General features: G+C 67.7%; 10 protein-coding genes. All 10 read left to right on the top strand.

Annotated elements, in window-relative coordinates; all coding sequences use genetic code 11:
- Positions 1-41 precede the first annotated feature (41 nt).
- Positions 42-506: an A24 family peptidase gene (locus AC4GYY_RS00290; RefSeq protein WP_491117682.1), complete on the top strand. Its 465-nt coding sequence runs from the start codon at positions 42-44 to the stop codon at positions 504-506.
- A gap of 53 nt (positions 507-559) precedes the next feature.
- Positions 560-1,540, top strand: coding sequence for a Flp pilus assembly protein CpaB (gene cpaB / locus AC4GYY_RS00285; protein ID WP_491117680.1), 981 nt, complete (start codon positions 560-562; stop codon positions 1,538-1,540).
- A gap of 2 nt (positions 1,541-1,542) precedes the next feature.
- Positions 1,543-3,087, top strand: coding sequence for a type II and III secretion system protein family protein (locus AC4GYY_RS00280; RefSeq protein WP_491117678.1), 1,545 nt, complete (start codon positions 1,543-1,545; stop codon positions 3,085-3,087).
- 32 nt (positions 3,088-3,119) lie between these two features.
- Positions 3,120-3,770 (top strand): CpaD family pilus assembly lipoprotein, encoded by a 651-nt coding sequence (locus AC4GYY_RS00275; RefSeq protein WP_491117676.1) that lies wholly within the window; start codon positions 3,120-3,122, stop codon positions 3,768-3,770.
- A gap of 1 nt (position 3,771) precedes the next feature.
- On the top strand, positions 3,772-5,061 hold the full coding sequence (locus tag AC4GYY_RS00270; RefSeq protein ID WP_491117674.1) for a CpaE/TadZ family protein: 1,290 nt from the start codon (positions 3,772-3,774) through the stop codon (positions 5,059-5,061).
- Positions 5,062-5,105: 44 nt separating this feature from the next.
- Positions 5,106-6,080, top strand: coding sequence for a type II secretion system F family protein (locus AC4GYY_RS00265; RefSeq protein WP_491117672.1), 975 nt, complete (start codon positions 5,106-5,108; stop codon positions 6,078-6,080).
- Positions 6,081-6,096: 16 nt separating this feature from the next.
- Positions 6,097-7,095, top strand: coding sequence for a type II secretion system F family protein (locus AC4GYY_RS00260; RefSeq protein WP_491119259.1), 999 nt, complete (start codon positions 6,097-6,099; stop codon positions 7,093-7,095).
- A gap of 73 nt (positions 7,096-7,168) precedes the next feature.
- Complete coding sequence (locus AC4GYY_RS00255; RefSeq protein WP_491117670.1) at positions 7,169-7,525, top strand: hypothetical protein; 357 nt, start codon at positions 7,169-7,171, stop codon at positions 7,523-7,525.
- Positions 7,526-7,902: 377 nt separating this feature from the next.
- Positions 7,903-11,100: an efflux RND transporter permease subunit gene (locus AC4GYY_RS00250; RefSeq protein ID WP_491117668.1), complete on the top strand. Its 3,198-nt coding sequence runs from the start codon at positions 7,903-7,905 to the stop codon at positions 11,098-11,100.
- Positions 11,093-12,235 carry an efflux RND transporter periplasmic adaptor subunit gene (locus AC4GYY_RS00245; RefSeq protein ID WP_491117666.1) on the top strand — a complete coding sequence of 381 codons (1,143 nt, stop codon included), beginning with the start codon at positions 11,093-11,095 and terminating at the stop codon, positions 12,233-12,235. Before AC4GYY_RS00250 ends, AC4GYY_RS00245 begins: the two co-directional genes overlap by 8 nt.

The raw sequence follows: 12,235 nt of genomic DNA, 5'->3' as shown, positions 1-12,235 counted from the left end.
GTTACGATTTAAGAAGACATGCCGTCTAGAGGAAGAACCCGATGGGGTGGGGACTTCTCTGGATCGCGTTGCTCGGGCTACTGCTGGTGTCGGCGGGCGTCGAGGACGTGCGTCATCGAGAAATCGCGAATTGGAAGAACGCGACGATCGCGATGTTGGCGCCGCTGTGGTGGTGGTCGAACGGTCTCTCTCTATGGCCGGATACCATCCTTCAATTGACGATCGCAACCGCGTTCTTCGGCCTGTTCTGCGTGGCGTTTCATTTCGGACAGATGGGCGGCGGCGACGTCAAGATGATCGGTGCGCTCAGTCTTTGGCTGCCGTTCACCGCGCTTGTCGGAATGCTGCTGATCATGTCGATCATCGGCGGGATCCTGACGCTGATCCTCCTGGTGGAACGCAAGTTCCATCGAAAGACCGAGACGGTGGAGGTACCTTACGGTGTCGCCATCGCCATCGCCGGGCTTCTCGCACTCCGCGAACCGCTCCTTAATCAATTTACCTGAAGATGTGAGGACCGGATCGTCCGGCCGACGTCCAAAAGAAGACGGGTGATACTATGGATACTCGCAAGGTCATACTGCTGGTCGGCGCGCTGCTCGTCGCCGGCGTCACCGCATTCTTCGCGCGGACGCTGATCATGGGCAGCTCCACGCCGGTGGCGACCGCCGCGCCGGTGGTGGTGCAGGAGGGTCCGCAGGTGCTGGTCGCGACCCGCGCGCTGCCGGTCGGCACGATCCTCGATCCGACCGCCCTCAAGTTCCAGCCCTGGCCCAAGGAGCTGATCGAGAACGCCTACTTCCAGAAGGAAGGCACCGATCTCAACGCGATGCTGGGCACGGTGGTGCGCCTGCCGATCCCGGCGGGACAGCCGATCACGCAAGGCGCGGTGGTGAAGCCCGGCGACCGCGGCTTTCTGGCGGCAGCGCTCGGGCCGGGGATGCGCGCGGTCACCGTGCCGGTGTCGCCGACCACCTCGGTGGCGGGCTTCGTCTTTCCCGGAGACCGGATCGACCTGGTGCTGACCTCGAACGTCGCCGGCGGTGGCGACGGTCCGCCCCTGAAGGCGTCGGAGACCATCGTCAACAACCTGCGTGTGCTCGCCACCGATCAGCGTACCGACAAGGACGTGGGCGAGGACGGCAAGACGATCGTGAAGACCTATTCGACCGTCACGGTCGAGGCGACGCCCCGGATCGCCGAGCAGATCGCGGTCGCCCAGACGCTCGGCTCGCTCTCGCTGTCGCTGCGCTCGCTCGCGGACAACGCGGGTCAGCTCGAGGAGGCGATCGCCTCCGGCACGGCGACGGCGCCTACCACCGGCGATCCGAAGGCGGAGAAGGCGATGATGGTCCAGGTCGCGAGCAGCCCTGTGTCGGGCCACTCCACCGTCAGCACCGGCGCCGACGTGTCGCGCTTCCAGCGCCGCACCGTGCCCGGCAAGCCGGTCGCCGTCGACACCACGCCGAAACCCGCCGGCCCGGTCGTCCGGATCGCGCGCGGCAACACTGTCACCGAAGTTCCGGTTGGGGGGAAGTAAGAATGCGCATGCGCTCCAAGCCTTACGGCTGGTCGCTCGCGACCGTCCTGGCGACGGCCACGCTGGGGGCCACCCCCGCCGCGTCGCCCGCCCAGACGGCCGCCGGCCGCTCGGGCACCGTCATCCAGGTCGCGACCAATCGCGGCCGCCTGGTGACCCTGCCCCGGCCGATGTCCGACCTGTTCGTCGCCAGCTCCGAGATCGCGGACGTACAGGTCCGTTCGCCGACGCAGCTCTACATCTTCGGCAAGAAAAATGGCGAGACGACGGTGTCCGCGACCTCGAAGTCGGGTGCGGTCGTCTATTCGGCGACCGTCCGCGTCGGCCAGAACTTCGACTCGATCGGCACCATGCTCCGCCTGGCGCTGCCCGAATCGACGATCACGCCGACCACGCTCAACGGGCTGGTCCTGCTGACCGGCACGATCGCCAGCCCCGACGACGCCGCCGAGGCCGAGCGCCTGGTCCAGGCCTATGTCGGCGACGGCGTGAAGGTGCTCAGCCGCCTCAAGACCGCGACGCCGCTTCAGGTCAATCTTCAGGTCCGGATCGCCGAGGTTAGCCGCAGCTTCGTCAAGAACATCGGCGTCAACCTGCAGACGTTCGACAGCAGCGGCGGGTTCAAGTTCGGCATCTCACAGGGCACGGCCGCGTCGCAATACGCGCCGCTCGGCGGACTGTTCACCGGCGGCACCACCGCGTCCGAAGGCACCTCGCTGATCAAGAGCGGTACGAACAGCGCCGTCGCGCTCGGTGGGCGGCTGTTCGGGCTCGACATCCTCGGTTCGCTCGATCTCGGCGAACAGATCGGGCAGGTGTCGACCCTCGCCAACCCGAACCTGACCGCGCTGTCGGGCGAGACCGCGACGTTCCTGGCAGGCGGGGAGATCCCGATCCCGCTCAGCCAGGGGCTCGGTGCCGTCTCCGTCGAATACAAACAATACGGCATCAGCCTCGCCTATACGCCGACCGTGCTGTCGAACGGGCAGATTTCGCTCCGCGTTCGGCCCGAAGTGTCGCAGCTGACGTCCGACGGCGCCGTGCAGATCAGCGGAACCACGATCCCGGCGCTGACCACGCGGCGCGCCGAGACGACGCTGATCCTCGGGTCCGGCCAGTCGATGATGATCGGCGGGCTGCTTCAGAACAGCCACAACAACACGATCAACAAGACACCCGGACTGGGCGATCTGCCGATCCTGGGCGCGCTGTTCCGATCGAACGGATGGAAGCGCAACGAGAGCGAACTCGTGATCGTGATCACGCCCTATCTGGTGAAGCCGGTCAACGCGAACGACATCAAGCTGCCGACTGATGGCTATAAGGGTCCGACCGATCTCGGCCGGGTCTTCATGGGGGAATTGGGGAAGGGCGACACCGGCGGCGACCGGCCCAAGCCCCGTCTCGTTCCGGCGGCCCCGGCGGGACCGGACGCGCCCGTGATCGGCGCGGTGCAGCCGCGGCCCGCGCCGCTCGATCCGCAGCTGGCCGCCGCATCCCCCAAGAAGCGCAAGGGGCCGGAAGCGACCCCCGGCTTCTCCGACTAACGCCAGCGCTGTCTCCCATGAGGATCTCGCCCATGTTCAAGCGATCCACCCTTCTCCTCGCGGCCGCCGCGCCCGCCGTCATGCTCTCCGCGTGCGGCGGCGGTGCGGGCGGCACCGAGAACCGCGGCCTCGAGTCCGTCCACCAGCCGGTGGTCGAGCGCACCGACTTCGTCCTCGACCTCAACGCCGGACCGAGCGGTCTCGCCCCCGGCGAGGCGGCGCGGCTCGCCGATTGGTTCGCGTCGATGCGGGTCGGCTACGGAGACCGCATCACGGTCGACGATCCCGCCGGCGGCGCGCGGATCCGCAACCAGGTCGCCGCGGCGATCGCGCCCTACGGGCTGCTGCTCTCCGACGAGCCGCCGATGGCCGCTCCACCGGCGGCGCCGGGCGGAGCGCGGGTCGTGATCAGCCGGATGCGCGCCTCGGTCCCCGGCTGCCCCGACTTCACCCGCTACGACGGGGTCGAGTTCGAGAGCAGCACGAACTCGAACCATGGCTGCGCGATCAACGGCAACCTGGCGGCGATGGTGGCGAACCCCGCCGATCTCGTCCGCGGCGAACCCGGGGCGCCCGTCTATGACGCGGCGCAGGGCAGCAAGGCGGTGAACCTTTACCGCAGCGCCGCGCCGACCGGAGCCGGCGGCACCGCGGTCAAGGCCGAAGGCACGGGAGGCAAGTGAGATGAACGCACCCTGGAAACCCGCCGGCGCGGCGTTGCGCGAGCCCTTCGTCGCCTATGTCTGCGACGAGAGCACCGCGCAGACGATCCGCACCGTCGCCAGCGAGTTCGGCTGGGCCGCCGAAAAGGTCAACAAGGGCGGCCTGCGCAACGCCGTCCAGTCGCTGTCGGTCTCGGCAAGTCCGAACATCCTGTTCGTGGACCTGGCCGAGTCCGGCGACCCCTTGAACGACATCAACAGCCTGGCCGAGGTCTGCGAGCCGGGGACGATCGTGATCGCGTCCGGGCAGGTCAACGACGTCCGGCTGTACCGCGATCTGGTCGCCAGCGGCATCCACGACTATCTGCTCAAGCCGCTCAACCCCGACGTGTTGCGGGAGACCTTCACCCAGGCGCAGACGGCGCTGTCGGCGCCGAAAGTCGTCGATGCCGGCACCGAGCGCCCGCACTGCTCGATCGCGGTGATCGGAACCCGCGGCGGCGCGGGGGCCTCGACCGTTGCGACCTCGCTCGCCTGGCTGCTGTCGGACAAGCAGGGACGCACGACCGCGCTGCTCGACCTCGACGTCCATTTCGGCACCGGTGCGCTCAGCCTCGACCTCGAGCCGGGTCGCGGACTGACCGACGCGATCGAGAATCCGTCTCGGATCGACGGATTGTTCATCGAGCGCGCGATGGTGAAAGCGTCCGAACGGCTGGCGGTGCTCAGCGCCGAGGCGCCGATCAACTCGCCAATGATGACCGACGGCGCCGCCTTCTACCAGCTCCAAGAGGAAATGCGCGCGGCGTTCGAATGCACCGTCGTCGATCTGCCGCGCGGCATGCTGGTCCAGCACCCGCACCTGATCAGCGACGTGCAGGTGGCCGTGCTCGTGACCGAGCTGACGCTGGCGGCGGCGCGCGACTCGATCCGGATCCTGTCCTGGCTCAAATCGAACGCGCCGTCGGCGCAGGTCATCGTGCTGGCGAACCGCGTCCCCGCGGGCGCGCAGCTGGAGATCTCGCGCAAGGATTTCGAAAGCTCGATCGAGCGCAGGATCGATCTGCTGGTGCCCGCGGATCAAAAGCTCGCGGCGCAGGCCGCCAAACTCGGCAAGCCGCTCGCCGAGGCGGGCAAGACGTCGAAGACCATCGTCCCGCTGGGCGAACTCGCCGGGCGGGTCTGCACGGTCGCCGACAGCGGAGAGGACGGCGTCGACAAGGGCAAGGGGTCGGCGAAGGCGAAGGGGTCTTTGCTGATGGGCAAGTTCACCGATCTGAAGGGCCTGCTGCCCAAGAAGGACAGGAAGTGACCGGCGTCCGTCCGGCGCACGACCGGACCTGAGAGAGAGTTGCGATGGCGATGCTGCCGATCATCCTGGTGGCGCTGGGCGCGCTGACGACGTTGGGGCTGACCGCCTTCGCGTTCGCCGGCCCGTCCACCCAGCGCGCCGGCGCGAAGCGACTGGCGACGATGCGCGAGCGGCACTCGGCCTCGGCGACCGCGGCGCTCGAGGCTCAGATGCGCCGGATCACCGGGCGCCAGGCGACCCGGACCGACCTCGCCTTCGCGCGCTTCCTTCCGCGACCCGCCGAGCTCAAGAAGCGGCTGGCGATGACGGGCAAGACCTGGACCGTCGGGCAATATGGCACTGCGAGCGTCGTGCTCCTGATCGGCGTCGCGGGGATCGCCTTGCTCCTGGGCGCGCCGATCGCGCTCACCGTTTTCGCCGGTCTGCTGGTCGGCGCGGGGTTGCCGCACGCAGCCGTCGGCTACGTCATCAAGAAGCGCGTCGGCAAGTTCACCGCCAAGTTCCCCGACGCGATCGAGCTGCTGGTCCGCGGGCTGCGCTCCGGGTTGCCGATCTCCGAGACCATGGCGGTGGTCGGCACCGAGGTTCCGGGCCCGGTGGGCGAGGAGTTCCGCTCCATCTCCGACAAGATGAAGATCGGCCGCACGATGGACGTCGCGCTTCAGGAGACCGCGGACCGGCTCGGCACGCCCGAGTTCCAGTTCTTCGTCATCTCGATCGCGATCCAGCGCGAGACCGGGGGCAACCTGGCCGAAACGCTCCAGAACCTCGCGACCGTGCTGCGCCAGCGCGGCCAGATGAAGCTGAAGATCCGCGCGATGTCCTCCGAGTCGAAGGCGTCGGCCTATATCATCGGCGCGCTCCCCTTCATCGTGTTCGGGCTCATCTGGTTCATCAACGGCGCGTACATGCAGAAGTTCTTCATCGACCCGCGACTGATCGTCGCCGGGTTGGGCGGTATGGTGTGGATGGGCATCGGCGCGCTGATCATGCGCAAGATGATCAACTTCGAGATCTAAGAAGGCGCGCGCGATGATGGAGACCCACGGACCGAGGCTTCTGGGCTTTGACGTGCTGCTCGTGGCGACCGTGCTGACGGCGGTCGCGACGCTTGCGGTGCTGGTCGCGATCTACGCGGCGTTGTCGGTCCGTGATCCGATGACCAAGCGCGTCAAGGCGCTCAACGATCGTCGCGAACAGTTGAAGGCCGGCATCACCGCCTCGACCAGCAAGCGCCGGGCCAAGCTCGTCGCCAAGAACGAGACCGCCGACCGCATCCGCAACGTCCTGAGCTCGCTCAAGGTGCTTCAGGAAAGCCAGCTGATCGTCGCGCAGAAGCTGCTGATGCAGGCGGGCATCCGCAAGAAGGAATGGGCGCCGGCGATCATCTTCGGCCGCCTGGTCCTGCCGATCGTCTTCGGCGCGGTCGCGCTCTACGTCTTCTACGGCAGCGAGATGTTTCCCGCCTGGGGGCCGCTGAAGCGTTACATGGCCGTCGCGGCGTCGTTCATCATCGGCTACAAGGCGCCCGACATCTGGCTCAAGAACAAGATCACGAAGCGCAGCCACGCGATCCGCAAGGGACTGCCAGACGCGCTCGACCTGCTCGTGATCTGCGCCGAGGCCGGGCTGACGGTCGATGCCGCGTTCCACCGGGTGTCGAAGGAGCTGGGTCGCGCCTATCCCGAACTGGGCGACGAATTCGCGCTGACCGCGATCGAGCTCGGCTTCCTCACCGATCGCCGATCCGCATTCGAGAATCTGGCGACCCGAGTCGATCTGGATTCGATCCGCGGCGTCGTGACGACGATGGTACAGACCGAGAAATACGGCACGCCTCTCGCCTCGGCGTTGCGGGTGCTGTCCGCCGAGTTCCGCAACGAGCGCATGATGCGCGCCGAGGAAAAGGCGGCGCGGCTGCCGGCGATCATGACGATCCCGCTGATCCTGTTCATCTTGCCCGTGCTGTTCATCGTCATCCTCGGGCCGGCGGCCTGCTCGATCAAGGATGCGTTCATCGGCGGCTCCGCCTGAGCGCAAGGGCGGAGCGCGCCAAGGAACGCTCCGTCCGGCCTTTCGTTGAGGCTGCGTAACAGGAGCCTTGTCGATGCTATTCACGACAACCACGCAATATGTCGCACTGGCCGTCGCGCTGGTTGCGGGATGGCTGTTCGGACTGGCGAGCCATCCCGGCGGCGCACGCTGGAAGCAGCGCTACGCCGACGAGCGCGAAGCCCATGCGGCGGCGAGGCGAGAGCATGACGCGCGACTGGCGGAGTCGAGCGCGCGCAACGCGGAGCTGGAGCGTGAAAACGCGCGGCTCGCTCGTGCGGCGCCGGTTACCGCCGCGACGATCGCCCCGGCGGCGAACACGCGCGTCGAGTCCGCTCCCGTGCCGACCTATCCCGCCGCAAGCGGGCGCGGATGGTTCGACTGGCGGAACCGGGCGACGACGAACCGATAAGGCCCCGCGTCAAACGGCGCGACGGGCGACGATCACGATTCCGCCCAGTGTCGCGATCGCGCCGACTCCGCCGATCAAACCGACGACTACATTCGCTAGGTCCACCGCCACTCTCCTGTCCGCCGCCAGATCTCCGCCGGGCGTGTTTCAGCAATGATTGCTGATTGAAAACGGTGGTGCGCGCAACCCTGTTTCGTGCCGATGCCAGAACAGCTGCGATGACCGACGCTGGGGTCGCTGCGGGGCGGGACATCAGCTCATCGCTTTATGGAAGGAGCATTGTCCCTTGCATTAAGGTGTTGCGGTGCGGCAAGGGATGCGGCGGCAACGACCGACGCGACGACGCCTGGCGGCGCCCGAAACCGGAGACCAGGCCCGTGATCGGCATCGTCCGGGTCGCGCTTGCGCGGCCCCTCACCTTCGTCGTCATGGCGATCCTGATCGCGATCGTGGGCGTGCTGGCTGCGATCCGCACGCCAGTGGACATCTTCCCCGACATCCGCGTGCCGGTGATCGCCACCGCCTGGCAGTACCAGGGCCTCTCGCCCGACGACATGAGCGGGCGCATCATCACGCCGTTCGAGCGGGTGCTGACCACTACCGTCAACGACATCGAGCATATCGAGAGTCAGTCGATGCCCGGCATCGGCGTCGTCAAAATCTACTTCCAGCCCGGCGCCGACATCCGCACGGCGACCGCGCAGGTCACCTCGGTCTCGCAGAACGTGCTCAAGCAGATGCCGCCCGGGATCACTCCGCCGCTGATCCTGAACTACAATGCCTCGACCGTGCCCATCCTCCAGCTCGCGCTGTCCGGAAAGGGGCTGTCGGAGGGCAAGATGTTCGATCTGGCGGTCAACCAGATCCGCCCGGGTCTGGTCACGGTGCCGGGGGCGGCCCTGCCCTATCCGTCCGGAGGGCGCCAGCGGCAGGTGCAGATCGACCTCGATCCGCAGGCACTTCAGTCGAAGGGGTTGAGCGCGCAGGACGTTGCCAACGCGATCGCCGCGCAGAACCAGATCAACCCCGCCGGATTCGCGAAGATCGGCGGCTTTCAATACGCCGTGCGGCTGAACAACGCCCCGGACTCGATCGAGGGGCTGAACGCGCTGCCGGTCAAGGTCGTGAGCGGCGCGACGATCTACATGCGCGACGTCGCGCATGTCCGCGACGGATCGGCACCGCAGACCAACGTCGTCCACGTCGACGGCAGCCGGTCGGTGCTCATGACCATCCTGAAGAACGGATCGACGTCGACGCTGGCGATCGTCCAGGGCATCAAGGACGCGCTTCCGAAGATTCAGGAGACGCTCCCCTCGACCCTCCGGATCGTGCCGATCGGCGACCAGTCGCTGTTCGTGAAGGCGGCGGTCGAGGGCGTGGTGAAGGAGGGCGCGATCGCGGCGGTGCTGACCAGCCTGATGATCCTGCTGTTCCTCGGATCGTGGCGATCGACCGTCATCATCGCCATCTCCATCCCGCTCGCTATCCTCGCCGCGATCGTCGCGCTGGCCGCGACCGGCCAGACGCTCAACGTGATGACACTGGGCGGGCTGAGCCTCGCGGTCGGCATCCTGGTCGACGACGCGACCGTTACGATCGAGAACATCAACTGGCACCTCGAGCACGGCAAGCGCGTCCGCGAGGCGATCCTCGACGGCGCCGCCCAGATCGTGACCCCGGCATTCGTCTCGCTGCTCTGCATCTGCATCGTCTTCATCCCCATGTTCTTCCTGCCCGGGGTCGCGGGATTCCTGTTCGTGCCGCTGGCGCTGTCGGTGGTGTTCGCGATGGTCGCGAGCTTCATCCTGTCGCGCACCCTCGTCCCGACGATGGCGATGGCGCTGCTGCGCCCGCACGATACGGAGCACGCGGCGGGATCATCTGCGTCACGCAACCCGCTGGTACGGTTCCAGCGCGGGTTCGAGGCGCGGTTCGAGGCGATCCGCACCGGCTATGGTCGGCTGCTCGAGCGGGCGCTCGCGAGCGGGCGGCCGTTCGTTCTCGGCTTCCTGGCGGTGGTCGCGGCGTCGTTCCTGCTGGCGCCGGTCCTGGGCCAGAACTTCTTCCCCACGGTCGACGCAGGGCAGATCACCCTGCACGTCCGCGCACCCATCGGAAGCCGGATCGAAGACACGTCGGCGCAGTTCGACCGGATCGCGACCCGCATTCGCCAGATCATCCCGAGGGACGAGCTTGTCTCTCTGGCCGACAACATCGGTCTGCCGGTCAGCTCGATCAACACGACCTACAACAATTCCGGGACGATCGGGCCGCAGGACGGCGACATCCTGATCCAGCTTGCAAAAGGCCATGCGCCGACCGCCGACTACATCGAGCGACTGCGCGAGACGTTGCCGAAGGCGTTTCCGGGCACGACCTTCGCGTTCCTGCCCGCCGACATCACCAGCCAGATTCTGAACTTCGGCGCCCCCGCGCCGATCGACGTTCAGATCACCGGCAAGGACGCCGCCGCGAACGGGACGTTCGCACGGCGGCTGCTCCGTCGTATCGCCGTCATCCCCGGCGTTGCCGACGCGCGGATCCAGCAATCCTCGCGCTATCCCGAATTGCGCGTCGACGTGGATCGCAGCCGGATCGGACAATTGGGGCTGACCGAACGAGACGTGACCACCAGCCTGGCCGCCTCGCTCGCCGGAACGGGCCAGACCGCGCCGGTCTTCTACCTCAATCCGGAGAATGGCGTGTCCTATTCGGTCGTCGCCCAGACCCCGGAATACCGGGTCGGCTCGATCGGCGACCTCGCCAATATCCCGGTGACGGGCACGACGTCGGGCGCGAGCCAGGTGCTCGGCGGCGTCGGCCGGATCGGTCGTGGAGGTGCCGCCGCGGTAGTGTCGCACTACAACATCCAGCCCGCGATCGACCTTTACGCGACCCCGAACGGGCGAGACCTGGGCGCCATCTCGGGCGACATCTTGCGGGCGATCTCCGACCTGAAGTTACAGACTCCGAAAGGGGTGACGGTGACGCTGCGCGGTCAGTATCAGACGATGCGCACCGCCTTCTCCGGCTTGTTGCTCGGGCTGATCGGCGCGGTCGTGCTGATCTACCTCTTGATCGTCGTCAATTTTCAGAGCTGGCTCGACCCGTTCGTGATCGTCACCGCGCTGCCCGCCGCGATCGCGGGAATCATCTGGATGCTGTTCCTGACGGGTACGACACTGTCGGTGCCCGCGCTGACCGGCGCGATCATGTGCATGGGCGTCGCGACCGCCAACTCGATCCTGGTCGTCAGCTTCGCCCGCGAGCGGCTGGCGGAGCACGGCGACGCGGTGAAGGCGGCGCTGGAGGCCGGGATGACGCGGTTCCGCCCGGTGCTGATGACCGCCCTGGCCATGATCATCGGCATGCTGCCGATGGCGCTGAGCCTGGGCGAGGGCGGCGAGCAGAACGCGCCGCTCGGCCGCGCCGTGATCGGCGGGCTGATCGTGGCGACCATCGCCACGCTGATGTTCGTCCCCGTCATCTTCAGCCGCGCGCACGCCCGCGACCTCGCAAGGGCGCGCCGCCGAGACGACCGCGTGCACGAACTGGAGGAAGCGCATGTCTGAGCCTCGCCGCTGGTCGCTCAAGACCGCGGGCATCGTCCTCGCCGCCGTCGCGATCGTGCTGGTCGCGATCGGGCTCATGACCCGCATGCGACACGAGCGTTCGCTCGCGTCCTGGACACAGGCGAACGCGACCCCGGTCGTCTCAGTGATCCGCCCCACCCGCGTCGGCAGGAGCGGCGACGGCCTGACCCTCCCGGGGAACCTCCAGGCGTACAATAGCGCTGCGATCTACGCGCGAACCACGGGCTATATCCGCCGCTGGCTCGTCGACATCGGCGATCCGGTCCGCAGCGGCCAGACGCTGGCATTGCTCGATGCTCCCGAGGTCGAACAGCAGGTCGCGCAGGCGCGCGCGCAGCTTCAGACCGCGCGCGCCAACCGCGCCCTCGCCGCATCAACCGCGACCCGTTGGCGCGACCTGCTGGCGAAGGATGCCGTGTCGAAGCAGGAGACCGACGAGAAGATCGGCGACCTCGCCGCCAAGAGCGCGATCGCCGACGCCGCTGCGGCAGAGCTGCGTCGCTTGGGCGCTCTCCAGGGCTTCACCCGGCTCGACGCGCCGTTCGCGGGCGTGGTCACGAGCCGTTCGGCGCAGATCGGCGCGCTGGTGACGGCGGGGACGAGCGCGTCGACGCCGCTGTTCACCGTCGCCGACCTCGCCCGCATCCGCGTCTATGTGCGCGTGCCACAGGCCTCTGTCGGCGAGGTTCGCGACGGAATGCACGCTTCGCTGACGGTCCCCGAACACCCCGGCCGCAAGTTCGACGTGGTGCTGGTCCGCTCGGCGGGCGCGGTCGATCCGCAATCGGGGACGATGCTGGTCGAACTCCAGACCGACAATCCCGACCGGGCGCTGAAGCCCGGCGGCTACGCGCAGGTGACCTTCCCGGTCGGGAACGCCGGTTCCGGCATCCGGCTGCCGGCGAGCGCGCTGATCGTCGGGTCGGACGGCACGCGGGTGGCGACGCTCGGCGCCGGGAACAGGGTCGTGATGAAGACGGTGACGATCGGCCGCGACGAAGGTGAGACGGTGACGATCAGCGCGGGCCTGTCGCCCCGCGACCGGGTGATCGACAACCCGCCGGATTCGCTCGACAGCGGCGACACGGTTCGTCTGGCCGCGGGTGGGAAGTAA

The organism is Sphingomonas sp. SP6 (assembly GCF_058313435.1).
Note: the sequence above shows the minus strand (reverse complement) of the source record. Positions and strands in the feature narration are given on the sequence as shown.

Coding starts and splice junctions, on each gene's coding strand:
- AC4GYY_RS00290 (WP_491117682.1), top strand. CDS start 42: ATGGGGTGGGGACTTCTCTGGATCGCGTTGCTCGGGCTACTGCTGGTG.
- cpaB (WP_491117680.1), top strand. CDS start 560: ATGGATACTCGCAAGGTCATACTGCTGGTCGGCGCGCTGCTCGTCGCC.
- AC4GYY_RS00280 (WP_491117678.1), top strand. CDS start 1,543: ATGCGCATGCGCTCCAAGCCTTACGGCTGGTCGCTCGCGACCGTCCTG.
- AC4GYY_RS00275 (WP_491117676.1), top strand. CDS start 3,120: ATGTTCAAGCGATCCACCCTTCTCCTCGCGGCCGCCGCGCCCGCCGTC.
- AC4GYY_RS00270 (WP_491117674.1), top strand. CDS start 3,772: ATGAACGCACCCTGGAAACCCGCCGGCGCGGCGTTGCGCGAGCCCTTC.
- AC4GYY_RS00265 (WP_491117672.1), top strand. CDS start 5,106: ATGGCGATGCTGCCGATCATCCTGGTGGCGCTGGGCGCGCTGACGACG.
- AC4GYY_RS00260 (WP_491119259.1), top strand. CDS start 6,097: ATGGAGACCCACGGACCGAGGCTTCTGGGCTTTGACGTGCTGCTCGTG.
- AC4GYY_RS00255 (WP_491117670.1), top strand. CDS start 7,169: ATGCTATTCACGACAACCACGCAATATGTCGCACTGGCCGTCGCGCTG.
- AC4GYY_RS00245 (WP_491117666.1), top strand. CDS start 11,093: ATGTCTGAGCCTCGCCGCTGGTCGCTCAAGACCGCGGGCATCGTCCTC.